This window comes from Pseudomonas sp. Pseusp10 (genome assembly GCF_059492225.1).
The window spans coordinates 2,957,833-2,984,016 of the sequence record NZ_CP168528.1; the positions used below are offsets into that span (position 1 = coordinate 2,957,833).

Genomic DNA, 26,184 nt, shown 5'->3' on the forward strand with positions numbered 1-26,184 from the left:
GCAGCTCCTGCACAATCGATGCAGGGCGCTGCCACAGGCTGCGATCTTTGTTTTCTGCCGTCTTCGATTTCCCGGTTCTTCTATTGATCTGCTGCAACGTTCGCGACTAAAGGCTCATGGATAATGGCCTTATGGTGGCGTTTAATGCGAAGACAACAATTAGAAGCTTTCCGGGGTGACGATGATGACGAGAGACGGGTCTCTGGTTGCAGCAGTGCCTGCACCAGTGCTGTTGCCGAAAAACCGCTGGTTGACGCCGACGTTGCAAAGCATCGCCCTGATGCTGTTGTTAAGTGGCATGACGCTGGGCGACTGGTCGCTTTACCTTGCCTTGCCCCTGGCCGTATTGATTATCTGGCTGCCTCGCCTGCGTTCGCGCGCGACCCCTGAGGCTGCTTCCCCAGCCAACTCCGATGCCATTGGCGAATTGACTCGCAACCTTTCCTACACCACCAGCCATAACGCGCTGTCTGCCGCCGGTGTGGCGTTTTCGGTTCGGCAACTGGCGGACAAGTTGCAATCGCAGCTCACGGCGGCTGCACAGATCGTCAGTAACGCCGAGGTCATGATCACCACCGAACAGGCCACCTCGGCGCTCAGTCGCCAGGCGCTGAGTGCCGCCAGCGAGGCTCATCAAAGCGGAGTGGCGGGGCGTACGGAACTGATCGAGTCCATTGCGCGCATGCATCAGCTCAGCCAGCGCGCCAGCAACAGCCGTGAACTGATCGAAGCCTTGAGCCTGCGCAGCGATGATATCCAGCGAGTGACCCTGGTGATTCAGTCCATCGCCAGCCAGACCAACCTGTTGGCGTTGAACGCCGCCATTGAAGCGGCGCGGGCGGGGGAGCACGGTCGCGGGTTTGCAGTGGTGGCCGACGAGGTTCGTGGGCTCGCCGCACGTACGGCGACCGCCACGGGCGAAGTCGGCGAGATGGTGGCCGATATCCAGCAACGTACCGCGCAGGTGGTGGAGCAGATCCGCCAACTGTCCAGCGACCTGGACACAGGTGTCGAGCAGGTCGAACGGACGGGACAGCACCTGGAGAACATTGCCCATCTGGCGGCCAGTGTCGAGTCCCAGGTCGGGGAAATCGCCCAAGGGGCAGACACCAATCGCGAACAACTCGACAGCCTGTTTCACGCCATCGAACAGATGCGCAGCGACCTGGTGGTCAGCGATCAGCAAACTCAGCGTCTGGCCCATGCGGCGGTGCAAATGGAAGGGCAAGCCGAAACCATCAGCGAGCGTCTTGCCGAGGTGGGGCTGGATGACTATCACCAGCGGATCTATGACCTGGCCCGGGAAGGCGCGAGCCAGATTGCCGCGCGTTTCGAGGCGGATATCGATGCCGGTCGAATCAGTCTCGACGATCTGTTCGACCGCAATTACCAGGGCATCCCCCATACCAGCCCGGCCAAGTACCAGACGCGTTTCGACCGTTACACCGATCAGGTTTTGCCAACGATCCAGGAACCGTTGTTGCCGCGTCACGAAGGATTGGTGTTCGCCATCGCCTGCACCCAGCAGGGTTATGTGCCGACCCACAACAGTGTATTCAGTCAGCCGCTGACGGGCGACGCGCAGGTCGATGCCATGCAGAACCGGACCAAGCGCAAGTTTGCTGATCGTACCGGGATCCGCTGTGGCAGCCATCAGAAGGCCGTGCTGCTGCAAACCTATACACGCGACACCGGCGAGTTGATGCACGATCTCTCGGTGCCGATCACGCTCAAGGGCAGGCATTGGGGCGGTTTGCGCCTGGGCTACAAACCGGAAAAGCCACGCTAGAAACCCCGGGTTGCCGGGTAATGCTGTTCAGTTAAGGATTCTGTAGGAGCGAGCTTGCTCGCGATGGACTCAAGTGCGCCGCGTTTAGTCAGTAAACACGCGGCATCGTTAACGACCATCGCGAGCAAGCTCGCTCCTACAGTGAATACTGAACAGCATTACGGGTTGCCGGGGGATTGTTACGAATTCTGCAATTAACCTGTGCAGGCTTTTGCTGTTTCCTCGCCGGAAAACTAATTAGCATATCTACTAATTAGGTTGCTAACGAAGTTCGGGGGGCAGCATGCAAGGCAAAGTTGATGTCGCGGTCATGATCGGCAGCGGAGTACCTGCCAACCTGCGCTCCATGGGACGCAAGGTTTGCTGGGTGGTGCTGCTCAATGGCGAGCGCCGGGGCACGGCGTTCTCCAGTCGCGATGAAGCGGAGGAATGCAAGGCTGCCTGGTTGGCGCAATTGAGCACCGAAAGACCTGGCAGCCTGCATTGAGGTTGTCAGTGCGTCTGGTGCATGCGCAGGTTCAGATCGTCGACCACCCGCGACCAGTCAGCGTCTTCGCGCAATTGTTCTTTGAGGAAGCCGGCCTGTTGCGGTGACCAGAACTCGGCGTCGATGAGTTTCTTGTCGTCAGGCAGGAAATGGCCGGCAATGAAGTCGTCGATCGCTTTCTGGCTGGAGTCCAGGCCGAGCTGGTCGAACAGGCCTTTCAAGTCGTGGGTCGGTGATTCCATCTTCATCTCCTTGCAGGTCATCAGTCGGGTCGAGGGGCGAGGCGCGGCACCCTGGTTTCGAGGGCGCCGCACGGGTGGAGTTCGATCGCGATGTTCAAACGCAACAGTGAGCATAGACCGTCAATCGGACATTCAGGCTTTCAGTGCCCCGGCATCGACCGCCGCCTTCAGTTCCATGGCCGATTCCTGGGCCGCCAGGGCGGCGACATCCGGGGTCTTGAACCAGCGATCCTTTTCGACCTGGTGATAGGTCACGGTCTTTAGCGGTGGTTTGGCACGCATGACAATCACGGCCTGGAATTCACCGTCGATTTCTCTGGCTTCGCCCCGGATAAAAAACTCGCCGATATCAAATTCCGTCACGTTGCAGACTTCCCCTGGAAATACATTGTTGTTGTCAACGCAACCCGATTTTTTGCGGATCCGTTTTATTGGGCGGCAGTATGGCAGTAGTTGCCCGTCGACGGCTGAGATAAGTCGGCGGGCAGACGAAACGTCGATGGCGATGAGCGCGGCGGGCATGTCAACAATGTGATTCAAGAAACCGGGCGAGGGCACACGCTTCGTTATGATCAGCTCGGAAACCTCTTACGCAGCCTGTCGAATTATCCTTGATGTGAAAGAAGGCAATGCCCGCCATCACCACTTGAAATCGCGGGCGGGCCGGGACAACGGGAAGCGGTTCATGGTGGCGGGACCGTATCGGGTGCGAGATTGGCGCTGTTTCTGAGTCAGGCACCAGGGGATAAGCAAAGTGAGTCAGCGTGCACATATGAAGTCCTTTTCATTGTTTACCGACGTATGTACGTCGTTTTGGCTAGTCTCCAAGAGCATCGCTGCTCTAGAATCACCCTCACTGGTGGGTGAATGATGTTTATCTAAAGCAATTTTTTGCGGACGATATGTAGGAAAAGATTTTTTCTTGATGAGATTTTTCCCCGAAGTTGATAGTCCATAATTCTCTGGCAGCAGGAAGGGTGTTTTCCTTCAGCCTGTGACGAACGCCAGGCAAGACGATGCGAGTGACGTTCCAGTAGTCTTCTCAAGCTTCGTGATGAATGAGTGCACTGCTCATTCAGGACTTCAATCCGGGTTCTTTGGCTACACCTTCGGCATTGCCGCTTTTTTGGCTGTGCGTTTATTTTTCGCGCACGGCACCATTTTTCAGATGTGGGGATGTTTCCTTGGCAGTAAGTAATCTCGATATGCATGCCTTGTTCGTGCTGGGTGATTTGCGCGCAAAGCTGGTCAAGCAGTTTCAGTCACGTTTCGTTTACATCACCGAACAGAACGCTGAAGGCATTTACATTGCCGAAATCGACACCGAATCAGCTCTGGTGGTGGACGACAAGCCCGGACTCAAACTCAAGGTCGGCGATCATTTCAGCGCGTCCGTGCTGCCCAGTCGCGAAGGCGGCAAACTGGACATCAAGTTCCGCGACATCAAGCTGACGGTTTACGGAATTGGCGATTACGCCTTCGTGACCACGGCCGACGGCCAGGGGATCGTGTTCAAGGAGGGTCACAGCGTGGTGATGGTGTTCGCCGCCCATCAACAGCTGCAGGAAGGCCTGACCAAGACCCTGAAAGCCGTGACCGCCAAAGCGGCCAAGTGGCGCAAGGGCGAGTTGGTGACCTTCAAGGCCAGCGAGTGATGACCCTGACCCGCGCCGATTTCCACGAACAGAACCAGGCCAGCGCTCAAGACGAGGCGCGGCGGCTGTTCGGGCAGAAGACCATTCTGCAGGGAGCCTGGCTGAATTGGGTGGCGTCACAGCTTTACCAACTGCAACCGGCGGCATACGCCAGCATGGTCAGACGAGAGCTGATGCGTTTGCAGGAAACCTGCGAAAACTGATCCACGCACCTCGAAAGCAGAAACCTCTACTACAGTCAGTGGACTGAGTATTCAGAGGCTTCGCGGCCTGCTGCCAGGCCATCCTGCTATTGCTGTGAACAGCACGAGGTGCAAAAGCATGAACGGAATTCGACAGTTGCTGGCTGCTGTCCTGGCCACTTTCGGTTTGCTGGCGACACCCGCCCCGGTGTTTGCCGCCCAGACACCGATCCACTTCGCCGACCTGAACTGGGAAAGCGGCAGCCTGATCACCGACGTCCTGCGCATCATTGTCGAGAAGGGCTACGGGCTGTCGACCGACACCTTGCCGGGCACCACCATCACCCTGGAAACCGCGCTGGCCAACAATGACATTCAGGTCATTGGCGAAGAGTGGGCCGGACGCAGCCCGGTCTGGGTCAAGGCGGAGGCCGAAGGCAAAGTCGTCAGCCTTGGCGACACGGTCAAGGGCGCCACCGAAGGCTGGTGGGTGCCGGAGTATGTGATCAAGGGCGACCCGGCCAAGGGCATCAAGCCGCTGGCGCCGGACCTGCGCAGTGTCAGCGACCTGCCGCGCTATAAAGACGTGTTCAAGGACCCGGAAGCCCCGACCAAGGGACGCTTCCTCAATAGCCCCATCGGCTGGACCTCGGAAGTGGTCAACAAACAGAAGCTCAAGGCGTATGGGCTGGACGACAGTTACGTGAACTTCCGCAGCGGTTCGGGCGCGGCACTGGATGCGGAGATCAGCTCGTCTATTCATCGTGGCAAGCCGGTGCTGTTTTACTACTGGTCGCCCACGCCGTTGCTCGGTCGCTTCAAACTGATTCAACTCGAAGAACCGCCGTTCGACGCCGAAGCCTGGAAGACCTTGACCGATGCCGACAACCCCAATCCACAGCCGACCCGTTCCCTGGCCTCCAAGCTGTCGATCGGTGTCTCCACACCGTTCCAGAAGCAATATCCGCAGATTGCCGAGTTCTTTGCCAAGGTCGACTTTCCGATCGATCCCCTGAACAAGGCGCTGGCCGAGATGAGCGAGAAACATACACCGCCGCGCCAGGCGGCAGAGGCGTTCATGAAGGCTCATCCGGACGTCTGGCGGGCGTGGCTGCCCAAGGACGTGGCGGATAAAGTCTCCGCCACCCTGTAGGCGCTGCCGCAGGTCGGGATCTTTTGATCTTTGTCATGAAAAAGCAAAATCAAGACATCGCAGCCTGCGGTAGCTCCTACAATGTTCGGTTCATATCCCTTTCAAGGATCTCTGAACCATGACCCTGTTGTTGGCTCAGTCGCTGGTGACGATCTTCACCGTGATCAGTCTGGTGCATGTGTATTGGGCGTTGGGTGGCGAGTGGGCGGCGGTGGCGGCGGTCCCGCAAGTACCGCAGGAGGGCAGTGCGCAACTGAGGCCGGCGTTCACGCCGCGAGGCTGGATCACGCTGGTGGTGGCCGGACTGTTGCTGTTGATTGCCATGCTGGTGTGCTTGCGGGTGGGTTGGTGCCTGCCACCCTTGCATCACCGGTCGTTGCAGTGGGTGATCAGCGCGATTGCGATCTTGCTGTTTGCCCGGGCCATTGGCGATTCGGAGCTGGTGGGTTTTTTCAAAGAGGTCAAAGGCTCGAAATTTGCCCGGCTGGACACCTGGGTTTACTCGCCGTTGTGTGTGGTGTTGGGGGCGGGGTTGTTGGCGGTGGCCTGGATTTGATTGATCGACATTTCTGTAGTGACAGTACTGGCCTCTTCGCGGGCAAGCCCGCTCCCACAGGTTTTGTGTGCGCCACAAATCCACTGTGGGAGCGGGCTTGCCCGCGAAGAGGCCGGTCCAGTCACTGCAAAACTTTGGCTTAGCTGCCACTCTCACTCCGCCGACTGCTCACCTCAGCCGGCACATCATCCCCGGCCATGCGTTTACGGAACAACGCCGCCCGGGCCAGCAGCAAAGTGGTCACGGGCACGGTAATCGCCAGCAGGATCGGAATCAGCCAGGCGTGCAAGACCGGCGCGGACTTGAGCGCCGAAAAGTAAATGATCGAAGCCAGCGCCACGCACCAGGCCCCGAGCGTCGAGGCCAGGGCCGGCGGGTGCATGCGCTGGAAGTAGTCCTGCATGCGCAGCAGGCCCGTGGCGCCGATCAATGCAAACAGGCTGCCGAGTACCAGCAGGATCGCCACCGGGATTTCCACCCACAACGACAATGGCGTATTCATTCGATCACCTCACCACGCAGCAGGAATTTCGCCAGGGCGAACGAGCCGACGAAACCGAACAGTGCGATCAGCAGCGCCGCCTCGAAGTACGTATCACTGGCATAGCGAATACCCAGCGCCAGCATCATCAGCATCGCGACGATGTACAGATAGTCCAGCGCCAGGACCCGATCCTGGGCCGACGGCCCCTTGAACAGGCGGATCAGGGTCAGGATCATCGCCAGGGAAAAGAAGAACAGGCTCAGCAGGATCGCGTTCGACAGCAACGGGCTCATTCGAAGATCTCCATCAACGGACGTTCGTAGGTTGCCTTGAAGTGCTGGATGAACAGCGCTTCGTCGTCCAGGTCGAAGACGTGCAACAGCAGAATGCTGCGGTCCAGCGCCAATTCCGACCAGACCGTACCGGGCACCACCGTGGTGATCATCGACAGCGCGGCCAGGCCGTTGGCGTCACGCAAGTCCAGCGGCACCTTGATGAATTGCGAACGGGGCGGGCGGCGACCCGCATTGAGCACGCCCCAGGCCACGGCGAGGTTGGACACCAGCACATCACGCCCGACCAGCAGGACCAGGCGCAGGATCACCCCGGGACGCCGGATGCGTACCGGCAGCGGACGCAGCTTGCGCATCATCAGCGGCGCACAGAACCCCAGCGCGGCACCCAGCAGCAGGTTGCCGGGGCTGGTCGACAGGTTCAGCAGCAACCACAGCAGCCACAAGGCCAGCGACAGCAACGGTGCAGGAAACAGGCGCTTCATGGTTGCACCTCCAGCGTGGTCGCATGGGCCGGCGGGTTCGGCACGACGCGCGTATCGAGCACCGCCATCACGTATTGCTGCGGGTTGTACAAGGCATCGGCGGCGGCCTGGGTGTAGCGCAGCAGCGGATCTGCCTTGAAGGTCAGCGCAATACTCAGGCCCAGCAGTGCAAAGATCGGCACGCATTCCAGGCGTCGCAACAGGGGCGATGGCCGTTCCGCTGGCGTCCAGAAGCGCTGGATGCCCAGGCGCGAGAAGGCGATCAGCGACGCCAGCCCGGACACAATCAACAACACCAATAGGCCCCACGCGGCGTTGGAAATCGGCTCGTCGCCGCTGTTGCCCAGGCCCAGCGGATTGAGCAGGGCACCGATCAACCCGAGTTTGCCGATAAAGCCGGAGAGCGGCGGCATGCCGATGATCAGCAAGGCGCAGGCGATGAAGCTCAGGCCAAGAAACGCCATGGTCCAGGGAATCACCTGGCCGACCACGGCTTTTTGTTCGTCGTCGAGGTTGATGCCTTTGGGCGGATGCAGGCTTTCCAGAGGCCGGGGCAGCAGTTCGGCTTCATCTTCGAGCAGGACTTCATTGGCCGAGCGCGAGCGCTCGATCAGTTCGGCCAGCAGGAACAGCGCACTCAACGCCAGGGTCGAGCTGAACAGATAGAACAGCGCCGCGCCGGCCAGGTTCGGCTGGGCGAAACCGATGCTCGACAACAGAATGCCTGCCGACACCAGAATGCTCAGGCTGGCCATGCGCTCCAGGCGTTGTGCGGCGAGGATCGCAATGGCTGCGCAGACAATGGTCGCCATGCCGCCATAGATCAGCCACTCACCGCCAAAGAACGCCGACGCCCCGGCCTGGGCGGAAAACAGCAGCGTCCACAGGCGCAGCAAGGTGTAGACGCCGACCTTGGTCATGATTGCGAACATCGCCGCCACCGGCGCGCTGGCCGAGGAATAGGCCGGCACCAGCCAGAAGTTCAGCGGCCACATCCCGGCCTTGGCCAGAAACGCGACGGCCAGAATCCCTGCGCCGGCGTGTAGCAAGCCGCGATCGGCTTCGGACACCAGCGGGATTTTTACCGCCAGGTCGGCCATGTTCAGCGTGCCGGTAACCCCATAGATCAGCGCCGCGCCAATCAGGAACAGCGACGAGGCCAACAGGTTGATCGAGATGTAATGCAACCCCGACGACACCCGCGCCCGGCCCGAGCCGTGGAGCATCAACCCGTAGGATGCGGCCAGCAGCACCTCGAAGAACACGAACAGGTTGAACAGGTCAGCGGTGAGGAACGCGCCGTAAAGGCCCATCAACTGGATCTGGAACAGCGCGTGGAAACTCGAACCTGCGCTGTCCCAGCGGGCCATGGCGAACAGCAGGGCACTGACGCCGATGATGCCGGTCAGCACCAGCATCAGCGCCGACAGGCGATCGACCACCAGCACCAGGCCGAACGGCACTTGCCAGTTGCTCGGCAGGTACACGCCGATGGAACCGGGCACGCCGGTGGTTTGTGTCCATTGCAACAACGCCACGGCGATGCCCAGCCCGAGCAAGCTGGAGAGCAGATTGATCTTTGCCTTGAGCGGCCGGTGCTTCTCGCCAAGCATCAGCATGATCGCGGCGGTCAGCAGCGGTAGCAGAATGGGCGCGACGATCAGGTGAGACATCGCCATCATTCCTTAGGCTCCCGGCCATCCACATGGTCGGTGCCGGTCAGGCCCCGGGAGGCCAGCAGCACCACCAGAAACAGCGCGGTCATGGCGAAGCTGATGACGATCGCCGTCAACACCAGCGCTTGCGGCAACGGGTCGGTGTAGTGCAGCAGATCCTGCGGCACACCGTTCTTGATGATCGGTTCCTTGCCGATGAACAGGCTGCCCATGCTGAAGATGAACAGATTGACGCCGTAGGACAGCAGGCACAGGCCCATGACCACCTGGAATGTCCGTGGGCGCAGGATCAGCCAGACGCCGGACGCGGCCAGTACGCCGATGGCGATTGCGATGACTTCTTCCATCAGACGACCTCCTTCATGGCAACTGATTTAGGCTGGGCAGCGGTTTTGTGACCCCGCACCGATTGGTGGGCGAGGGCGGTGAGGATCAACAGGGTCGAGCCGACCACCACGCCGTATACGCCGATGTCGAAGAACAGCGCGCTGGCCAGGTGAATGTCACCCAGCAGCGGCAACGAGAAATGCCAGGTGTGGGTGGTCAGGAACGGATAGCCGACCAGCATCGCACCCAGCCCGGTGGCCGTGGCAAACAGCAGTCCGGTGCCCATCCAGCGCAATGGCCGCAGGCTCATTTGCGCCTCGACCCACTGCGTGCCGGCGACCATGTATTGCAGGATGAACGCCACCGACATCACCAGCCCGGCGACAAAACCGCCGCCCGGTTGGTTGTGCCCACGCATGAACAGGTAGAACGACACCACCAGCGCAACCGGCAACAGCAGGCGCACCAGCACCGCCGGCACCATCATGAAGCCGAGCGCGGTGTCGCTGGCGTGACGCGGGTTGACCAGGTCGGTGACCACGTCCGGCGCGAGCAAGCGTTGCTGGGCCGGCAGTTGCAGGCTTTCTTTCGGCGGACGGAAGCGGCGCAGCAGGGCGAACACGGTCAGGGCCACGGCCACCAGCACGGTGATTTCACCGAGGGTGTCGAAACCACGGAAGTCCACCAGCATCACGTTGACCACGTTGCTGCCACCGCCTTCGGGCAAGGCGCGACTCAGGTAGAACGAAGAAATATCGTTGGGTGTCTGGCGCGTCAGCATGGCATAGGCCAGCAAAGCCATGCCGACACCGACCGTGGTCGACAGCAGCAAGTCACGGATACGCCGCACCCGCGCCCGGCGCAGGCTGCCCGGCAACGGCGAGACTTCTTCGATCCGCCGTGGCAGCCAGCGCAGGCCCAGCAGGATCAACACCGTGGTCACCACCTCGACCGCCAGTTGCGTCAGGGCCAGGTCCGGCGCGGAAAACCAGACGAAGGTGACGCAGGTCATCAGGCCGCAGACGCTGACCATGGTCAGTGCCGCGAGGCGGTGGTACTTGGCCTGATAGGCCGCACCAAGGGCGCAGGCGATGGCCAGCAACCACAAGGTGACGAAGACGATCGACCCCGGGATTTTCGGCCGGTCACCCCAGTGAAGGCTGCTGTGCAACATGGGAATCAACCCGGCCAGCACGGCGGCGAGCACCACCAGGAACAATTGCATTTGCAGGCGCCTGGTACCCATCCGGGGCTCCAGGCGACGGGCCAGGCGCATCATCATGATCAGGCCACGCTCGAACAGGCGTTTGCCGTCGAAACGACCAATGACCGGCGGGCAGTGGAAGCGTCCACGCTTGAATTGGTTGCGCAGCAGCAAGTAGAGCAGGGTGCCGCAAGAGAGGGCGATCAGGCTCATGATCATCGGCGCGTTCAAGCCGTGCCAGATGGCCAGGCTGTATTCGGGCAGCGTGCCGCCGACCACCGGTTGCGCCGCGGCAGCCAGCAGCGGGCCGACCACCTGTGCCGGGAATATCCCCACCAGCAGACAAGTGAACACCAGCAACTCGACCGGCGCACGCATCCAGCGCGGTGGCTCGTGGGGCGTGTGGGGCAAGTCGGTCGCCGGCGGACCGAAGAACACATCCACGGTGAAACGCAGGGAGTAAGCCACGCTGAAGGTACCGGCAATGGTCGCCACGATCGGCAAGCTCAGCTCGACCCAGCGCGTGGCATTGATGAACACGGTTTCGGCGAAGAACATCTCTTTGGAGAGGAAACCGTTGAGCAACGGCACGCCGGCCATCGAGGCGCTGGCGACCATGGCCAGGGTGGCGGTGAACGGCATCAGTTTGAACAGGCCACTGAGCTTGTGGATATCGCGGGTGCCACTTTCGTGGTCGATGATGCCCGCGGCCATGAACAATGAGGCCTTGAACGTTGCATGGTTGAGGATGTGGAACACCGCGGCGACGGCGGCCAGCGGGCTGTTCAAGCCGAGCAGCAGGGTAATCAGGCCGAGGTGGCTGATGGTCGAGTAGGCCAGCAATCCCTTGAGGTCGTTCTGGAACATCGCGCAGTACGCCCCGAGCAACAGGGTGCAGGCACCGGCGCCGCTGACGATGTAGAACCATTCTTCACTGCCCGAGAGCGATGGCCAGAGCCGCGCGAGCAGAAATACCCCGGCCTTGACCATGGTCGCCGAGTGCAGGTACGCCGACACGGGGGTCGGCGCGGCCATGGCGTGGGGCAGCCAGAAGTGAAAGGGAAATTGCGCACTTTTGCTCAGTGCCCCGATCAGGATCAGGGGCAACAGGATCGGGTAGAGGGCATGGGCGCGAATCAGGTCGCCGGCGGCCAGGACCTTGTCCAGGTCATAGCTGCCGACCACATGGCCGAGCAGCATGACCCCCGCCAGCAGGCACAATCCGCCCGCACCGGTCACCATCAGCGCCATGTGGGCACCACGCCGGGCATCGGCGCGATGGTGCCAGTAGCCAATCAACAGGAACGAAAAGAGGCTGGTCAGCTCCCAGAAAAACACGATCTGGATCAGGTTGCCGGAGATCACCAGGCCAAGCATGGCGCCCATGAAGGCCAGGAAAAACGCGAAGAAGCGCGGCACCGGATCGTTCGGCGACATGTAGTAGCGGGCGTACAGCGAAACCAGGGTGCCAATGCCCAGCACCAGCATGGAAAACAGCCAGGCAAAACCGTCCATGCGCAGGACGAAGTTCAAGCCCAGGCTGGGCAGCCAGGAAAACTCTTCGCGAATGACGCCGCCATGGGCGATCTGCGGGTACAGGAGCGCGACCTGAAGGGTGCCGATCAGGGCGATCAGGCCAGCCAGCAGGGATTCGGCGTTACGTGCATTGTGCGGCAACACGGCCGCCAAACAGCTGCCTATGAAAGGCAGAAGCAGTAGAACTATCAGGGACATAGGCTTCTAATCTGCGGAAGTTTGTGAAGCATCATACGTGCCAGTTCCCGGATCACCAAACGCCAAGCTGTCGCAGAATCCTACACGGTAGATGGAAAAGTCGTGTTTATCCTTGTTTCAGAGGGTTGGGTTTAACCTCTCGGACGCCATCGCGGGCAAGCCCGCTCCCACAGAGTTTGTGGATGTACACAAAACGGTGTGCACACCGCAAAACCTGTGGGAGCGGGCTTGCCCGCGAAAGCAATCGATCATGCACCGCTGAATTAGCGGTTCAACCCTGTGTTTCCCGCTCCAGCTCTTCTTCTACCGCAGCCGCCTTACCCTTGGTCTTCAACTCACTGACAATCACCGCCGCCACAATCAACCCGGCCCCGAGCAGGGCAATCGCCGGCAGGCGTTCCCCGGCGATGCGCCCGACAATCCCGGCCCATACCGGCTCGCCGGCATAGATCAGCGTGGCGCGGGTCGGTGAAACGCTTTTTTGTGCCCAGTTCATCGCCACCTGAATCGCCGCACTCGCCGCCCCAAGGCCCAATGCGCTGCACAGCAGCAACCACGAGAAGTCCGGTATCGCCTCATTGGTCGGCACCACCATCAGGAACGACAGCACCGAAGTGACCGCCAGTTGCACCGCCGTCACCCGACGCACATCGACCTGGCCGGCATAGGTGCTGATCAAAATGATCTCGGCCGCAATGGCCACGGCGCTGATCAAGGTGGCGATTTCACCGGGGCTGAAGTTGAACGACGCACCGGACGGCCCGGACAACAGCATCAACCCGGTAAAGGCCAGCATGATGCCGATGCTCGGCATCAACCCCGGACGCCGCCCCAGCACCAGCCATTGCAGTAACGGCACAAACGGGACGTACAGCGCGGTAATAAAGGCCGATTGGCTGCTGGGAATGCTCTGCAGTCCGACTGTCTGCAAGCCATAGCCGAGCATGATCGCCACGCCAATAAACGACCCGGCCTTGAGTTCGAACAGGGTCAGGTCGCGCAAGTGACGCCAGGAAAACAGGGCGACGATGCTCGCGGCGGCGGCAAAGCGCAGGCCGACGAAAAACATCGGGCCGCTGACGGTCATCGCATGCTGTACCAGCAGGAAGGTTCCGCCCCAGACCATCGTGATCAGCACCAGCACGCATTCGGCCTTGCTGAGCCTTGTAAAACGGGAGGAAGCCTTTGGGGAGTTCACCGACGTCATGACCTTGCACGCTACTGGAGGGGGACGCACAATGCGCCGAATGTTGCGCAGTATACTGCCCAACCCAACCCAGTGAGCAATATAGTGCACAAAGATTCTACCCAACGGGCATCGGTGCTCCAGCACGTCAGTCAGAATGTCCGTCGATTGCGTCATGCCGCCGACATGAGTCAGACCGCGCTGGCCGAAAAGTCCGGTGTCAGCCGCCGAATGCTGGTGGCGATCGAGGCGGGGGAAAAGAACGTCAGCCTGACCACCCTCGACCGGGTGGCCGAAGCCCTCGACGTCGCCTTCAGTGATTTGATCCAGGCGCCCGACGCCCGCGATCCCAGCCGTATCAATGAGCTGGCCTGGACCGGCACCATTCCCGGCAGTAAAGCGGTGTTGCTCTCCAAGGCCCACGCCAGCCGCGAAGTCGAGCAGTGGGAATGGTGCCTGCAACCGGGCGAGGTGTATCCATCGGAGCCGGACGCCGATGGCTGGAGCGAGCAGATTTATGTCTTCGAAGGTTGTCTGACCGTTATGCTCGGTGACCAGCCACAGAATATCGCAGCGGGTGAATTCTTCATGTTCGCCAGCAACCAGCCGCACTGTTATCGCAACGACGGGACGGTGGCGGCGCGGTTTGTGCGTAACGTGGTGATCTGAACAGGGAGAACACGATGGACCAGGCCTTGACCCATGACGCTGACATCCTGATTGTCGGTGGCGGCCTTAGTGGCACGATGCTGGCGGCGCAGCTGATGCGCCTGCCGGGCAAGCGCAAGGTGCTGGTGATTGAGCCCCGCGCCGAACTCGGCCGGGGCGAGGCCTATAGCGCGGTGGAGTTGGGGCATACGCTCAACGGCAACGCGGCGCGGATGAGTGTCGATCCGGACAACGCCGACGACCTGACCCAATGGCTCACCGACTACATTGCCAGCGGCGGCTGGCCGGAGTCGGACCAGCAGCATGTGCCGATCAGCGAATTGTTTCCGCCTCGGGGGATATTCGGTCTGTACGCGCAGCAGCGTCTGGCAGAAGCGCAAGCGGTGGGTGCCTTGAACGGTTCGACCGTCGGACATGTACGGGCCGAAGTGGTGGATTTGCAAACCGGTACGGATAACGTGCGGCTGACACTGAGCGATGGCCAATGCCTGCAAGGGGCGTTTGCGGTTCTGGCCACGGGTATGTTCCCCGCCGCGCGCACGCCACAAACCTGGTCCAGCGGCTTGAACGCTGCGGCCCTCGATCCGTGGGACGTGGCAGCCATGCAGCGGCTCGATCCGCTATCGACGGTCATGATCATCGGCTCGGGCCTGACCATGGTCGATGCCGTGGTGTCCCTGGAACAGGCCGGGCATCGTGGTCCGATCGAAGTGTTTTCCCGCCATGGGCTGCTGCCCCATGTGCGTCGCCAGCCACCGGCCTGGGTGGATTTTCTGGCGCAGGATCAGAGCATCCGCACACCCCGCCAGTTGATGCGCGAACTGCGTCGACACTGCCGGGACGCCATCGCCCAGGGTATCGACTGGCAGGCGCCGCTGGACACGGTGCGGGCACATATCGGCCGCTTGTGGCATCAGGCGACGGACGTGCAGCGTCGGCAGTTCGTGCGGCATGTGCGGCCGTGGTGGGAAAGCCATCACCACCGCTCGCCACCCTTGAGTGCCGAACTGGTGGAGCGGTTATATAAAGAAGGGCGGTTACGTATTCACGCGGCTTCGTTCAAGGGCCTTGAGCCTTCGCTCAATGGCGAGGTGAGTATCCGCCTTCGACAGCGCGGCGAGGCGCAGACCTGTGTAGTCAGTGGTGCCGCCCTGATCAACTCCAGCGGTATCGAATATGACTGGCGCCGTGTCGCGCGACCGCTGCCCCGGCAATTGCTCGCCCGAGGCCTGGTGCGGCCGGGGCCGTTGGCCTTGGGCATCGCGGCGGAGGTCGATGGTGCGGTCCTGAACGCCGAGGGTCAGCCTGCCAGCCGTCTGTTTGCCATGGGGCCGCCGTTGCGCGGCATGTGGTGGGAAAGTACGGCCGTCACCGATGTGGCGAGCCAGGCCAAGGCGTTGGCCGAGCGGCTGGTGCGCTAAGGCCGTCCATTCAACATACCGCGCAGTCAGTGCGGTGTGCTGGCGTTGTTGGGCTTGTCGATCAGGTTGTGGGTCTGAGTACATATCCGTTTTTTGGGTAACGGCGGCTTATGGTTTCGCCCTTACGGCGAGTCCCTTTTGTCAAACGACACAAAAGGAACCAAAAAGTCTCGCCCCTTACGTACGGCCCCTCGCTTAGGCTCGGGGTTCCTTCGCTCCGGCATTCATCCGGGGGCATCGCCTCCGGTCGGCTTCGCTCGACCTCCTCTCGATGTGTTCGGCTGCGCCGAACGGCGCTGCGCGCCTCTCCCCGGATGAACACCTCCACTCAGCCTGCCGAGGGGGCGGGTGGATCAAGATCAAGAGCTGCAGGCGAGCTAACGCTCGGCCTGTTGAGTGGTGAAGAGCGTGGATGTACGCAGCCCTGCCTTGCTTTTCTGTAGGAGTGAGCCTGCTCGCGATGGCGGCCTGCCAGCCGACCAGAGTCTTGCGGACTTCCCCGATCCCTGTGGGAGCGGGCTTGCCCGCGATGGCGGCTTACGAGCCAACCATTCACTTGCAGTTGTCCCAGCCCATTGGATTGAGCTTGGTCGGGCACCGCTCCAGTGATGGCAGCCAGACCACCGCTGGATTGTTTCCATCAATGCACCCGGCAAAAAACCGCGGCCCCCCACCCGAGGCCGCGGTTTTCCATAGGGTTGAAGCCGGCCCCATCAACCAACGTGGCTGATGGGGCGCGGGCTCAGTTGGCGATCACCGGCACCGTCCGCACGGAGCCTTGGGACGAGGTGATCGTGGCGGTCGGGTTCGCCGACGGAACCACCGTGGTGGTGTTGTTCACCGTCAACTTCCAGCGTCCATTCGCCGGGACGGAGGTGGTGCCCAGGGTGACCAGCCCGGTCGGCGTGGTGACCTTGACGGTGATGGTGTTGCCGGTGGTCACCGATGAGGTGCCGGCAAAGTTCCAGGTGAAGCGGTTATTGGAGCGGGCGCTCACCGTTGCGGTGGTCACTGCGAAGGTTTCCGCAACAGGCCGTGGCGAAACCTGCACTGTGACCGTGGCCGGCGACGTCGACAGGGCGCCGAAGCTGTCCCGGGCGATGTAGGTGAAGGTCGTGGTGAAGGCCGTGGTGACGGTGGTTGGCGGGGTGTAGGTGAGCACCGTGCCGTTACTGCTGACGGTGCCGCGACCTGCCGGTGGTTGAGTGAAGCTGGCGACCGCCAGCGGCAGGTTGCCTTCCGGATCGGTGTCGTTGGCCAGTACGTTGATTGGAATCGCCACACCCAGTGTCGTGACCGCATCGGCGACTGCCACCGGAGGCCGGTTAGGCGCCACGGTAATGGTCACGGTTGCCGCTGTCGTCGAGGCCAGGCCTTTGATGTCCTGGGCCTTGTAGGTGAAGGTCGTGGTCAGCGGCGCGTTGACGACGGCTGGAGGGGTGTAGACCACTGCTGTAGTGCCGCTCAGTGCCACGGTGCCCTGGCCTGCGGCTGGTTGGGTCAACGCGGTGATGCTCAGCGGCGTGTTGCCGTCCGGGTCACGGTCGTTGGCCAGCAGGTTGAGGGTGATTGGCACGCCGAAGCTGGTGCTGCCGGTATCGGCGACGGCGATCGGTGCCTGGTTCGCGCCGGTGTCCGGTGCCGTACCTACTACGACGACTGGCTCGGTGTCACTGCCGCCGGCGGCGGATTTCACCGTAACGGTTGCAGGAGGCTGGGTCAGGTCAGGCACTGTCAGGCTTTGCAGGGTGCCGGCTTTCGACAGCCTTCCGTAACCCTGGGCGACCATGTCCGGTACCACCACTTCGTCTGTGGAGGTGGCCTCGATCAGCAGGCTGTGGTTGCTCCAGCTGTAACGGGCGGTCTGGATTTTTACCACGTCCGAGAGCTTGCTCGACACCGAGGTCGGGCGGGTGCTCCCGGCCGGGTTGGTGGCGGTGACCACCACGACCGCTGGCACGGTGCCGTTGCTCAGCAGATGCTGGGCGAAGAACACGCCGTTGTTATCGCTGACCATGTTGGTCTGGCAAGGCGACACAGGTGGGCCGGGTACCAGGGCGATGCTTTCGCGAAAGCACAGGCTCGAACCGTTGGCCGCTTTGGCAAACACCTCGACCCGGGTGTTGGTGCCGCCCGTGCCAGTTGTGCGGCGGTAGGTGGCACGGCTCATGTCCACCGCGGTTTGCGCGCGATTGTCGAGCACCTTGCCGGACAGGGTGAAGAGGTTGGTCTGGATAGTGCCGGCCGGACCCTGGATGCGCACGAAGTTGGTGTTGTTGGGGCTGCCGGTCACTGCTTCGGTGAGGTTCGGGTCGCCGACAAAGGTTTCGACGGCGCCGGTGTCCGGGTTCACCTCGGTGTAGGGGCCGTTGACGCTGCGCAGGAACGGACCGACTGCACCGTTGAGTGCGCCACTGAAATTACCCGGTGCACCGATGCCGATGTCCCTGGTGAGGTTGATCGCACGACGGCCGGGGGTGGTGACGTTGACCGTTTCCACGCCGTAGGGGTGGGTAATGGTGTAGGTCCCGGCGACGGGAATGTTCACCCGCATACGGATCCGCGCGAAGCTGATTTGATCGCCATCGAGTGGATTTCCGCCAGCGAATGCCGCTTCTATCCCGGCGACATAGGCATCCATGCCGTAGCCGGCGGTGTTGTTGGGAATGCTGGTTTCGGCGAGAAACCAGAAGGCTTCGTCTGGCCAGTTATCCGGGAACACCATCGGCTGGGTGTCGTCGAAAATACCCGGCGTCGGCAACAGGGTGCACATGTAGGCCGGTGGCACACTGGCGGGGACCCGCGAGCTGGCGGCGCGTGACTGGCACAGCTCCATCGACAGTTGATTGTTGTCCTGATACCAGATCGGAAATTTCCCGGTGGCAAATGTGTAAGGGCCGGGATCGACGGCGGCGAGTTGCGCGAAAGCACTGCCGGACAGCGATAGAGTCAGTCCCAGGGCGTTGACCGCCAGGCGTGGCCATTTGTTCATGATGCCTCCTGATGAGGATCTGGGCATGTGAGCGTTCATTGCACGATGACCACTTCTTCGGTATCGCTGCCGCCATTGGATGACGTCACGCGAACCTGGGCTGGCGGAATCGGCGTGATGCCGGTGGCCAGGCTTTTCACTGCGCCGTCGCCACTCAGGGCGCCGATGGCGATACCGGTGCCGGAGGTGGCGGTGAGTACCGGTGGCGACGTTTCATCGCTGGTCGAAGCCACGATGGTGATTTGCCCGGTGCTCAGGCTGTACTCGGCGCGCGAGATCGTCACCAGGTCGGTCAGCGGCATGGGCAAGGTGGTCGGCGTGCTGCTGGCGATGGCCAGGTGGTTGTCGGCGGTCACTTGCAAGGTGCTCGGCAGCGTCGGATTGTTCGGCGACTGCGCATACCAGTGGCCGGTGGTGTTGGCTTCGGTGAAGTTCAGGACCGGGTTGTTGCTGTCCAGAGTCACGGTGGCCGGTGGTGGCGGGGCCAGCACGAACACGTCCTGCTGGGCCACCGGGGCGCTGGTGCCGGCCTGTCGCGAGTAAGTGCTGCGCTCGGCGATCACCGGGGTCGGCCGGACCACCGTCGACAACTTGCCGGATACGGCGAAGAGGTTGGTGCGCAGGTCCAGGCCGTTGGGGCCTTCGATGCGCACGTAGTTGGTGTTGAACGGGCTGCCGGTGACGGCTTCGGTGAGGTTCGGATCGCCAACGAATTGTTCGGCCTGGCCCGTGGTCGGGTTGGTCTCGGTGTAGGGGCCATTGACGCTGCGCAGGAACGGCCCGACGTCGCCCTTGAGCGCGCCGTCGTAGGTTTTTGGCGCACCGATGCCGATGTCCCGGGTCATGTTGATCGCCCGCCGGCCGGGGGTGTCGACGTTGAACACTTCGACGCCGTAGGGGTGGGTGATGACGTAAGTGCCGGCGGCGGGCACGTCGATGCGAATACGGATACGGGCGAAGCTGATCTGGTCGCCCTCCAGTGGATCACCGCCACTGAAGGCTGCCTCGAGCGCCGAGACATAGGTCAGGTCGATGCCCCGGGCGGCATCGACGATGGTGGTTTCGCCGGTGGCCCAGAACGCTTCGTCGGGGAAATTGGTCGGGAAGACCAACGGTTTGGTGTCGTCGAAAATACCTGGGGTCGGAATCAACGAACACATGTAAGTCGGCGCGCCCGGCGCGCTTGGAACCCTGGAACTGACAGCTTTGGATAAACACAGGTCAAGGGTTCGGCCGTGGGTATCTTGATACCAGGCGGCAAAATTGCCATTGGCTGGCAGGTAGGGTCCGGGGTCTACGGCAAACAGCGCTGCCTGGGCAATGCCTTGGGCTAGAGCGGTCACGACCAGGGCAGTCGCGGCTTTGGACAGTAAAGGGTGCATGAGTATTCCCTCTATCGAAGTACCTGCCCCTTGGGGACTGGTCAGTTGGCAGGATGTTTGGCAACTTCCATACCAATCAGCGAAAACGCCCGTGAGAAGCTCGGACTAAAGGCCTAGGCGCAGTCGCTGGCGATAGACCCGGAAGCTGGGGGGGCGGGCAGTTGCCCCCAACTTTGGGGGTGAATGGGGCGCGGGAGGTGGGGATCGCAGTACCCAGGTTCGGGCAAACGGCTATGTGTGGGCTATAAACCTATAGGAGGTTTCCGGGAACCGTGTCCATGAACACTATCGCCAAAGTACTTGTGACCGAAAGCGAGGTTCGCTTGAACACGCGCAAGGAGCCGTTCGATCTGCTGCGCTGGTTTTCACTGATCAGCATGGTGGTGATCGGCACGGTGGCGGTGGCGCTGGGGGCGGTGTCTACAAGGTTCGTGCTTACCGAAAGCGTGCAGCGCGATGCGCTGTTGACCTCGCAATTCATTCAGGCGATTGCCTCGGTCGAGGTGCGCAATGTGTCGATTCCCAACATCCGGAATATGGGCGAGTTGCTCGACCCACGAAATGACAAGGATTTTCCTGACGTCGACCCGCTGTCCCGCACCAATGTCCGTGATGATTTCCTCGACCATATCGAAAACTTGCCGGACGTGATCCTGGTCAACATCTATGCCCCCGACCGCATGGTGATCTGGTCGACCAACCCGGCCTTGATGGGCTCCACGATCCATGGCGATGAAGACCTCGACCGGGCGTTCAGCTCAAAGCTTCCCGTGTCGACCAGCTACCACGATGTGGACAAATCCCGCATGGAACAGAAGTTCCTGAAACCACCCAAATACATCTTCATCGAAAACTACATTCCCCTGTTCGACGCCGATGGCAGCACCGTAACGGCGATGGTCGAGATTTACAAGGAACCGCAGGACCTGATCAACCGCATGGAGCGCGGCCTGGTGCTGATCTGGCTGGCGACCGCCCTGGGCGGCGGTCTGATTTACCTGGGGCTGTACTGGATCGTGCGGCGGGCGGCGATCCTGCTGGCGACGCAGCAGAAGCAATTGATCACTAACGAAACCTTTGTGGCTCTGGGGGAGGTGTCCTCGGCGGTCGCCCACAGTCTGCGCAATCCGTTGGCGAACATCCGTTCAAGCGCCGAGATGGCGATAGAGTTCGACAGCGGACCGGCACACGGGAACATCAACGACATCATTGGTCAGGTCGATCGCATGTCGACATGGGTGAGGGAGTTGCTTCAGTCCCTGCGACCGCTCACTGACGAGGCTGAACCGGTGAACCTGGTGGCGGCCCTGCATGACAGCCTGATGGCTTACGAGCATCAGATCAGCAAGGCCAAGGTCAACGTGGTGTTCGAGCCGGACCAGACGCCCATGGTCCTGAGTCAGCAGGTGCAACTGACCCAGATCCTCAACAGCCTGCTGTCCAACGCGGTGGAAGCCATGGACAGTGGCGGTACGCTGACCATCCAGATCGAGCCGCGCGATGCCCTGTGCGTCAGCGTGAGGGTGAGCGATACCGGCAAAGGCATGAATGAAGAACAGCGCACCATGGCCTTCCGGCCGTTCTTTACCACCAAGCAGGGCGGGCTGGGCGTCGGGCTGGTGCTGGTCAAGCGGATCATGGAGCGTTTTGGCGGTACGGTGACCCTGGATAGCCGTGAAGGTGAAGGCACCACTGTCCGTCTGTCGTTTAAATTGGCCCCCTGAAAATGGGGAGGAACTATCCCCGTTAGCGGGTTTCAATCCCCAGTCATTTCTCCACTCGTGGCACATTGATGCTGATAAGTCATTGTTTTATTGAGTGTTAATGCTTTTATGTAAAGAAATTACATAATTGGCGAGATCCTTGCAGAACCACCATCACCCCCCTTCACGACATCAAGGCGGCTGGTGATGGAAAAAAAGCGCAGTGCAACGAAGATTCTTTCGATGTGCCTGACGGGGTCAAAGGCTCACGCAACACCACGCGGATGGAAAACGCTCTGCCGTCTGCCGTGCAGGCCAGTTTCAATGACCCAACCAATGTGCAGACTGGTTGGTGCGCACTACGTGAATTGCGCAGCACTGCCGACCTTCCTCACTGGCGACGGCTTCGGCCCTGAAGTGACCGTCAAGCAATGAACAGGGAGGGTGTCGACATGAACATGAAGATGCATTCACCACGCTCACGCGCCTTGGGCATGCACCTGATGCTGATGTCGGTGACCGGTTTGCTGGCCAGCCAGTTGCTGGTCGCCAGCCAGCCACTGTCGACGCCCGCACCTGCCCCGGCATCCACTCCCGAGTCCGCTGTCGTTGAAGCCGCCACCCCGTGGGGTGGTAACTATTTCCCCAACACGCTGCTGACCGATCAGGACGGTCAGCAACTGCGTTTTTTCGATGACATGATCAAAGGCAAGGTGGTGGTGATCAACTTCATCTTTACCTCGTGCAGCGACTCCTGCCCCCTGGAGACCGCGCGCCTGCGCCAGGTGCAGAAACTGCTGGGGGATCGGGTCGGCAAGGACATCTTCTTCTACTCCATCAGCATCGACCCCTTGAGCGATACCCCTGAAGTGCTCAAGGCCTATGCGCAACGATTCCAGGTCGGGCCAGGGTGGAAATTCCTCACCGGGGAGTTCGCCGACGTCACCGAGCTGCGCAAGAAACTGGGGTTGTTCATCGAAGGCATCGATAACGGGCGCAACAAGGACCACAACCTGAGCCTGATCATCGGCAACCAGGCAACGGGCCGATGGATGAAATCCTCGCCGTTCGAAAATCCGTGGATTCTGGCCGACCAACTGGCCAATTCCTTGCAGAACTGGAAGCAGCCCAGCGTCGAAGAAAGCTACGCCAACGCTCCGCAAATCCGTCCGCCGAGCAATGGCGAAGAGCTGTTCCGCACCCGCTGCGCGTCTTGCCACAGCCTCGGTCCGCTGGATGGGCAGGGCATCGGCCTGCACAGCATTGGCCCGGACCTGATCGGCGTGACCCGTCAGCGTGATCCGGCCTGGCTCAATCGCTGGATCCGCGAACCTGACCGCATGCTCGCGGAAAAGGACCCGATAGCGATGGAGCTGTTCGAGCGCTACAACAAGATCGCGATGCCCAACTTGCGGATGGATGAGCGTTCCGCCCAGTCCATCATCGATTTCCTGCAGGAAGAAACCGACCGTCAGCATCCGCCAGCGGTGCCATTGGCCAGTGGTAACGAGGAGCCTGAGCATCATCATTCGGTCGCGCAACCCGACATCCCCAAGGTGCAATAGTGTCAAAAAAATTACGTTGGCCGGTCAATGGCAATCAATGCCACCTACACTGATCCAGATAGCGGCTGAGCAGGCTCGATTTCAAGCATCCAGGACACCGCCATGCAGATACTCGAACAACAAAAAGTAGCTGCGCCGCAGGCTCCGGCAGCACAACGCAAGGGTTGGCGGCCGCAGTTCAACTTGCTGCGCTGGTTCTCGCTGGCGAGCTTTCTGATCATCGCTGCGGTGGCGCTGGGGCTGGGCTACATCTCCACGCGCTTTGTGGTCGACGAAAGTATCGAGCGCGACTCGTTGCTGACCGCGCAGTTCATTCAAGCCATTGGCGAGGCTGAAATCCGTCATGCCGGGATTTCGCCGGGCAAAACCATGGGCGAAATGCTCGACCCGCGCCTGGACCATGCCTATTCCGATGTCAGGCCCGAAGCCCGGGCCGCCGCGCGTGTTGAGTTTCTCGACCATGTGGAGCATCTGCCGGATATCCTGCTGGCGACGGTGTACGCCCTGGACCGCACCGTGGTCTGGTCGACCAACCCTGAGTTGATCGGCGTGCGCATCGAAGACGACAAAGAACTGGACGAATCCTTCGAAATGAAATCGCCGGTGTCCACCCGTTACCACGAAATCGATGAGCAGCGTCCCGAGCAGCGCTTGCTGCGCGAACCGGAGTATTTGTTCGTCGAGAACTACATTCCGATGTTCAACGCCGACACAAGCAAAGTGATTGCCATGGTGGAAATCTATAAAGAGCCGCTGGATCTGGTGGGGCGCATCCAGCGTGGCTTCAAGGCGATCTGGCTGGCCACGTTGATCGGCGGGGCCGCCATTTATCTGGGGCTGTTCTGGATCGTGCAGCGTGCGGCGATACAGCTGCAGAGCCAGCAGAAACAGCTGATCGCCAACGAAACCTTTGTCGCCTTGGGGGAAATGTCTTCGGCGGTCGCCCACAGCCTGCGCAATCCACTGGCGAACATCCGTTCCAGCGCCGAACTGGCCCAGGACATCGCCAGCCAGACCGCACAGAAAAACATTGGCGACATCATCAATCAGGTCGACCGCATGTCGCGTTGGGTCCGTGAATTGCTGGTGTCGTTGCGGCCGATGAATGACGACTGTGAAACGGTCGATCTGGTGCTGGCCCTCGAAGACACCTTGAGTGCCTTTGAGTCCCTGATCAAACGTTCGAACGTCGAAGTGCGTTTCTCTCCTGTCAGCGTGCCACCGGTCGTCAGCCAACAGGTGCTGCTCACGCAGATACTCAATAGCCTGTTTGCCAATGCACTGGAAGCCATGCCCAAGGGGGGCGTGCTGACGATCGAGATCGATTCCTCGGTGCCCGGCGACTTGAGCATGACCCTGACCGACACCGGCAAGGGAATGTCCAAACAACAACAGCAAATGGTCTTCAAACCGTTTTTCACCACCAAGCAAGGCGGGTTGGGCGTGGGCCTGGCCCTGGTCAAAAGAATAATGGAGCGGTTTGACGGCTCGGTCGAACTGACCAGCAGGGAGCAGGAAGGAACCCGCGTTTGTCTCAAATTCAAAGTGGCAACGGGAGGGGCATATGGAGCACAGCATTCTGCTGGTCGAGGATGATGAAATCCTCGCCGAGAATATTCAGACTTACCTGGAGCGCAAGGGCTTCGAGGTGACCGTTTGCCACTCGGCCGAAGATGCACTGGAGCAATTGGGTACTTTCGCTCCTGACGTGGTACTGACCGACAACTCGTTGCCGGGCATGAGTGGTCACGACCTGATCCAGAAGCTGCGCATCAGCGCACCGGATCTGAAAGTGATCATGATGACCGGCTACGGCAACGTCGAAGACGCCGTGGCGGCGATGAAAGAGGGCGCCTTTCACTACGTCACCAAACCGGTGGCCCTGCCGGAGCTCAAGCAGCTGCTGGACAAGGCCCTGGCCACCGACCGGATGGAGCGCACGCTGTCGTTTTACCAGGAGCGCGAGGCCCAGAAGTCGGGGGTGCAGGCACTGATTGGCGAGTCGGCACCGATGGCTTACCTCAAGGGCACCATCACCCAGTTGCTCGACGCCGAACGGCGGATGGCCAACAGCGATCTGCCGCCGGTCCTGGTCGAAGGCGAGACGGGTACCGGCAAGGAGCTGGTGGCCCGGGCCTTGCATTTCGACGGCCCGCGAGCCAAAGGCCCGTTCATTGAATTCAACTGTGCTTCGATCCCGTCCAATCTGGTGGAGTCGGAGCTGTTCGGCCACGAGAAGGGCGCCTTCACCGACGCCAAGGATCGTCGCATGGGGCTGGTGGAAGCGGCCGATGGTGGCACACTGTTCCTCGATGAAATCGGTGAAATGGACCTGCTGTTGCAAGCCAAGCTGCTGAAGCTGCTGGAAGACCGGACCATTCGCCGGGTCGGGTCGGTGAAGGAGCGCAAGGTCGATCTGCGGGTGATCAGCGCCACCAACTGCAATCTCGAGCAAATGGTCCAGCAAGGCAAATTCCGCCGCGACCTGTTTTTCCGCCTGCGCATCATTTCCATCAAGGTACCGCGCCTGTATGCCCGGGGAGCCGATATCCTGCTGCTGGCCCGGCACTTCCTGGGGCTGCATGGCAAACGCTACGGCAAGCCGAACCTGCATTTCAGCGACCAGGCCGAAGAGTTGCTGCTCAGCTACAGCTGGCCGGGCAACGTGCGCGAATTGCGCAACATGCTGGAGCAAACCGTATTGCTGGCGCAAAGCGATACCATCGCCGCCCATCAGTTGAACGTCTGCCTGAGCCTGGTGGATGAGCCACCGAAGTTTCATCACGAACCGCAACAACTCAGCGAACCACGTCCGCCCTACAACGGCAGCGAATCCATGAACCTGCCGGAAGTGGAGCGCGACATGGTGCGCAAGATGCTCGACAAGACCGACTGGAACGTCACCAAATCGGCACGCCTGCTGGGTCTTAGCCGTGACATGTTGCGCTACCGGATCGAAAAGCTCGGCCTCGCCCGTCCGGACAAACGCCAGTGGTAGG

Annotated in this window: 24 protein-coding genes; 12 read left to right on the forward strand and 12 right to left on the reverse strand. The window is 61.0% G+C overall.

What is annotated here, in order from left to right:
- Positions 1 to 565 precede the first annotated feature (565 nt).
- A complete protein-coding gene (locus ACEN8Z_RS13345; RefSeq protein WP_495598126.1) occupies positions 566 to 1,789 on the forward strand; it encodes a methyl-accepting chemotaxis protein in 1,224 nt (407 codons plus the stop codon).
- Between the two features lie 283 nt (positions 1,790 to 2,072).
- Positions 2,073 to 2,276 (forward strand): hypothetical protein, encoded by a 204-nt coding sequence (locus ACEN8Z_RS13350; protein ID WP_007995215.1) that lies wholly within the window; start codon positions 2,073 to 2,075, stop codon positions 2,274 to 2,276.
- A 5-nt stretch (positions 2,277 to 2,281) separates the two neighbouring features.
- Here the strand turns inward: ACEN8Z_RS13350 and ACEN8Z_RS13355 are convergent, their stop codons facing one another.
- From ACEN8Z_RS13355 to ACEN8Z_RS13365, 3 genes are all read right to left on the reverse strand, one after another.
- Positions 2,282 to 2,518: a DUF2789 domain-containing protein gene (locus tag ACEN8Z_RS13355; RefSeq protein ID WP_007995217.1), complete on the reverse strand. Its 237-nt coding sequence runs from the start codon at positions 2,516 to 2,518 to the stop codon at positions 2,282 to 2,284.
- Between the two features lie 132 nt (positions 2,519 to 2,650).
- Positions 2,651 to 2,881 carry a hypothetical protein gene (locus ACEN8Z_RS13360; protein WP_007995218.1) on the reverse strand — a complete coding sequence of 77 codons (231 nt, stop codon included), beginning with the start codon at positions 2,879 to 2,881 and terminating at the stop codon, positions 2,651 to 2,653.
- Positions 2,882 to 3,041: 160 nt separating this feature from the next.
- Positions 3,042 to 3,290, reverse strand: a complete 249-nt coding sequence (locus tag ACEN8Z_RS13365; protein ID WP_495597942.1) for a hypothetical protein — start codon at positions 3,288 to 3,290, stop codon at positions 3,042 to 3,044.
- Positions 3,291 to 3,702: 412 nt separating this feature from the next.
- On the opposite strand from ACEN8Z_RS13365, the gene ACEN8Z_RS13370 reads away from it, so the two are divergent.
- The 4 genes from ACEN8Z_RS13370 to ACEN8Z_RS13385 all read left to right on the forward strand — a co-directional run bounded on the left by ACEN8Z_RS13370 (position 3,703) and on the right by ACEN8Z_RS13385 (position 6,064).
- Complete coding sequence (locus tag ACEN8Z_RS13370; RefSeq protein WP_007986246.1) at positions 3,703 to 4,173, forward strand: hypothetical protein; 471 nt, start codon at positions 3,703 to 3,705, stop codon at positions 4,171 to 4,173.
- Complete coding sequence (locus tag ACEN8Z_RS13375; RefSeq protein ID WP_007995222.1) at positions 4,173 to 4,376, forward strand: hypothetical protein; 204 nt, start codon at positions 4,173 to 4,175, stop codon at positions 4,374 to 4,376. Before ACEN8Z_RS13370 ends, ACEN8Z_RS13375 begins: the two co-directional genes overlap by 1 nt.
- 118 nt (positions 4,377 to 4,494) lie before the next feature.
- Positions 4,495 to 5,508 carry an ABC transporter substrate-binding protein gene (locus ACEN8Z_RS13380; RefSeq protein WP_495597943.1) on the forward strand — a complete coding sequence of 338 codons (1,014 nt, stop codon included), beginning with the start codon at positions 4,495 to 4,497 and terminating at the stop codon, positions 5,506 to 5,508.
- A 118-nt stretch (positions 5,509 to 5,626) separates the two neighbouring features.
- Positions 5,627 to 6,064, forward strand: a complete 438-nt coding sequence (locus ACEN8Z_RS13385) for a DUF3995 domain-containing protein (RefSeq protein ID WP_495597944.1) — start codon at positions 5,627 to 5,629, stop codon at positions 6,062 to 6,064.
- A 139-nt stretch (positions 6,065 to 6,203) separates the two neighbouring features.
- Here the strand turns inward: ACEN8Z_RS13385 and ACEN8Z_RS13390 are convergent, their stop codons facing one another.
- From ACEN8Z_RS13390 to ACEN8Z_RS13420, 7 genes are all read right to left on the reverse strand, one after another.
- The gene (locus tag ACEN8Z_RS13390; protein ID WP_007995227.1) at positions 6,204 to 6,566 is read right to left on the reverse strand and encodes a Na+/H+ antiporter subunit G; all 363 of its coding nucleotides are present in this window, start codon (positions 6,564 to 6,566) and stop codon (positions 6,204 to 6,206) included.
- Positions 6,563 to 6,841 carry a K+/H+ antiporter subunit F gene (locus tag ACEN8Z_RS13395; protein WP_007986253.1) on the reverse strand — a complete coding sequence of 93 codons (279 nt, stop codon included), beginning with the start codon at positions 6,839 to 6,841 and terminating at the stop codon, positions 6,563 to 6,565. The genes ACEN8Z_RS13390 and ACEN8Z_RS13395 overlap by 4 nt, the downstream gene beginning before the upstream one ends.
- A complete protein-coding gene (locus ACEN8Z_RS13400) occupies positions 6,838 to 7,326 on the reverse strand; it encodes a Na+/H+ antiporter subunit E (protein ID WP_108230557.1) in 489 nt (162 codons plus the stop codon). The genes ACEN8Z_RS13395 and ACEN8Z_RS13400 overlap by 4 nt, the downstream gene beginning before the upstream one ends.
- Entirely contained in the window at positions 7,323 to 9,008 is a 1,686-nt protein-coding gene (locus ACEN8Z_RS13405; protein WP_495597945.1) for a monovalent cation/H+ antiporter subunit D, read from the reverse strand. Before ACEN8Z_RS13405 ends, ACEN8Z_RS13400 begins: the two co-directional genes overlap by 4 nt.
- Positions 9,005 to 9,349, reverse strand: a complete 345-nt coding sequence (locus tag ACEN8Z_RS13410; RefSeq protein WP_094952903.1) for a Na+/H+ antiporter subunit C — start codon at positions 9,347 to 9,349, stop codon at positions 9,005 to 9,007. The genes ACEN8Z_RS13405 and ACEN8Z_RS13410 overlap by 4 nt, the downstream gene beginning before the upstream one ends.
- A complete protein-coding gene (locus ACEN8Z_RS13415; RefSeq protein WP_495597946.1) occupies positions 9,349 to 12,267 on the reverse strand; it encodes a monovalent cation/H+ antiporter subunit A in 2,919 nt (972 codons plus the stop codon). The genes ACEN8Z_RS13410 and ACEN8Z_RS13415 overlap by 1 nt, the downstream gene beginning before the upstream one ends.
- A gap of 271 nt (positions 12,268 to 12,538) precedes the next feature.
- Positions 12,539 to 13,564 (reverse strand): DMT family transporter, encoded by a 1,026-nt coding sequence (locus tag ACEN8Z_RS13420; RefSeq protein ID WP_495597947.1) that lies wholly within the window; start codon positions 13,562 to 13,564, stop codon positions 12,539 to 12,541.
- Here ACEN8Z_RS13420 and ACEN8Z_RS13425 point away from each other — a divergent pair.
- Together ACEN8Z_RS13425 and ACEN8Z_RS13430 are read left to right on the forward strand one after the other, a co-directional pair.
- Complete coding sequence (locus tag ACEN8Z_RS13425) at positions 13,559 to 14,122, forward strand: XRE family transcriptional regulator (RefSeq protein ID WP_116261104.1); 564 nt, start codon at positions 13,559 to 13,561, stop codon at positions 14,120 to 14,122. The two genes, ACEN8Z_RS13420 and ACEN8Z_RS13425, sit on opposite strands and share 6 nt — an antisense overlap.
- Before the next feature lie 14 nt (positions 14,123 to 14,136).
- Complete coding sequence (locus tag ACEN8Z_RS13430; RefSeq protein ID WP_495597948.1) at positions 14,137 to 15,543, forward strand: FAD/NAD(P)-binding protein; 1,407 nt, start codon at positions 14,137 to 14,139, stop codon at positions 15,541 to 15,543.
- Between the two features lie 742 nt (positions 15,544 to 16,285).
- Here the strand turns inward: ACEN8Z_RS13430 and ACEN8Z_RS13435 are convergent.
- A complete protein-coding gene (locus ACEN8Z_RS13435) occupies positions 16,286 to 18,535 on the reverse strand; it encodes an Ig-like domain-containing protein (protein ID WP_495597949.1) in 2,250 nt (749 codons plus the stop codon).
- A 35-nt stretch (positions 18,536 to 18,570) separates the two neighbouring features.
- Positions 18,571 to 19,917, reverse strand: a complete 1,347-nt coding sequence (locus tag ACEN8Z_RS13440) for a hypothetical protein (protein ID WP_495597950.1) — start codon at positions 19,915 to 19,917, stop codon at positions 18,571 to 18,573.
- A gap of 278 nt (positions 19,918 to 20,195) precedes the next feature.
- Here ACEN8Z_RS13440 and ACEN8Z_RS13445 point away from each other — a divergent pair, with 278 nt between their 5' ends.
- The 4 genes from ACEN8Z_RS13445 to ACEN8Z_RS13460 all read left to right on the forward strand — a co-directional run bounded on the left by ACEN8Z_RS13445 (position 20,196) and on the right by ACEN8Z_RS13460 (position 26,183).
- The gene (locus ACEN8Z_RS13445; RefSeq protein WP_495597951.1) at positions 20,196 to 21,641 is read left to right on the forward strand and encodes a sensor histidine kinase; all 1,446 of its coding nucleotides are present in this window, start codon (positions 20,196 to 20,198) and stop codon (positions 21,639 to 21,641) included.
- A gap of 431 nt (positions 21,642 to 22,072) precedes the next feature.
- Entirely contained in the window at positions 22,073 to 23,185 is a 1,113-nt protein-coding gene (locus ACEN8Z_RS13450; RefSeq protein WP_495597952.1) for an SCO family protein, read from the forward strand.
- A 102-nt stretch (positions 23,186 to 23,287) separates the two neighbouring features.
- The gene (locus ACEN8Z_RS13455) at positions 23,288 to 24,781 is read left to right on the forward strand and encodes a sensor histidine kinase (protein WP_495597953.1); all 1,494 of its coding nucleotides are present in this window, start codon (positions 23,288 to 23,290) and stop codon (positions 24,779 to 24,781) included.
- Positions 24,750 to 26,183 carry a sigma-54-dependent transcriptional regulator gene (locus tag ACEN8Z_RS13460; RefSeq protein WP_495597954.1) on the forward strand — a complete coding sequence of 478 codons (1,434 nt, stop codon included), beginning with the start codon at positions 24,750 to 24,752 and terminating at the stop codon, positions 26,181 to 26,183. The genes ACEN8Z_RS13455 and ACEN8Z_RS13460 overlap by 32 nt, the downstream gene beginning before the upstream one ends.
- Position 26,184: the final 1 nt, after the last annotated feature.

Excerpts from the sequence above, each read along its gene's own strand:
- ACEN8Z_RS13345 (WP_495598126.1), top strand. The coding sequence starts at position 566 with ATGATCACCACCGAACAGGCCACCTCGGCGCTCAGTCGCCAGGCGCTG.
- ACEN8Z_RS13350 (WP_007995215.1), top strand. The coding sequence starts at position 2,073 with ATGCAAGGCAAAGTTGATGTCGCGGTCATGATCGGCAGCGGAGTACCT.
- ACEN8Z_RS13355 (WP_007995217.1), bottom strand. The coding sequence starts at position 2,518 with ATGGAATCACCGACCCACGACTTGAAAGGCCTGTTCGACCAGCTCGGC.
- ACEN8Z_RS13365 (WP_495597942.1), bottom strand. The coding sequence starts at position 3,290 with ATGTGCACGCTGACTCACTTTGCTTATCCCCTGGTGCCTGACTCAGAA.
- ACEN8Z_RS13375 (WP_007995222.1), top strand. The coding sequence starts at position 4,173 with ATGACCCTGACCCGCGCCGATTTCCACGAACAGAACCAGGCCAGCGCT.
- ACEN8Z_RS13380 (WP_495597943.1), top strand. The coding sequence starts at position 4,495 with ATGAACGGAATTCGACAGTTGCTGGCTGCTGTCCTGGCCACTTTCGGT.
- ACEN8Z_RS13385 (WP_495597944.1), top strand. The coding sequence starts at position 5,627 with ATGACCCTGTTGTTGGCTCAGTCGCTGGTGACGATCTTCACCGTGATC.
- ACEN8Z_RS13390 (WP_007995227.1), bottom strand. The coding sequence starts at position 6,566 with ATGAATACGCCATTGTCGTTGTGGGTGGAAATCCCGGTGGCGATCCTG.
- ACEN8Z_RS13395 (WP_007986253.1), bottom strand. The coding sequence starts at position 6,841 with ATGAGCCCGTTGCTGTCGAACGCGATCCTGCTGAGCCTGTTCTTCTTT.
- ACEN8Z_RS13400 (WP_108230557.1), bottom strand. The coding sequence starts at position 7,326 with ATGAAGCGCCTGTTTCCTGCACCGTTGCTGTCGCTGGCCTTGTGGCTG.
- ACEN8Z_RS13405 (WP_495597945.1), bottom strand. The coding sequence starts at position 9,008 with ATGATGGCGATGTCTCACCTGATCGTCGCGCCCATTCTGCTACCGCTG.
- ACEN8Z_RS13410 (WP_094952903.1), bottom strand. The coding sequence starts at position 9,349 with ATGGAAGAAGTCATCGCAATCGCCATCGGCGTACTGGCCGCGTCCGGC.
- ACEN8Z_RS13415 (WP_495597946.1), bottom strand. The coding sequence starts at position 12,267 with ATGTCCCTGATAGTTCTACTGCTTCTGCCTTTCATAGGCAGCTGTTTG.
- ACEN8Z_RS13430 (WP_495597948.1), top strand. The coding sequence starts at position 14,137 with ATGGACCAGGCCTTGACCCATGACGCTGACATCCTGATTGTCGGTGGC.
- ACEN8Z_RS13435 (WP_495597949.1), bottom strand. The coding sequence starts at position 18,535 with ATGAACAAATGGCCACGCCTGGCGGTCAACGCCCTGGGACTGACTCTA.
- ACEN8Z_RS13440 (WP_495597950.1), bottom strand. The coding sequence starts at position 19,917 with ATGCACCCTTTACTGTCCAAAGCCGCGACTGCCCTGGTCGTGACCGCT.
- ACEN8Z_RS13445 (WP_495597951.1), top strand. The coding sequence starts at position 20,196 with ATGAACACTATCGCCAAAGTACTTGTGACCGAAAGCGAGGTTCGCTTG.
- ACEN8Z_RS13450 (WP_495597952.1), top strand. The coding sequence starts at position 22,073 with ATGAACATGAAGATGCATTCACCACGCTCACGCGCCTTGGGCATGCAC.
- ACEN8Z_RS13455 (WP_495597953.1), top strand. The coding sequence starts at position 23,288 with ATGCAGATACTCGAACAACAAAAAGTAGCTGCGCCGCAGGCTCCGGCA.
- ACEN8Z_RS13460 (WP_495597954.1), top strand. The coding sequence starts at position 24,750 with ATGGAGCACAGCATTCTGCTGGTCGAGGATGATGAAATCCTCGCCGAG.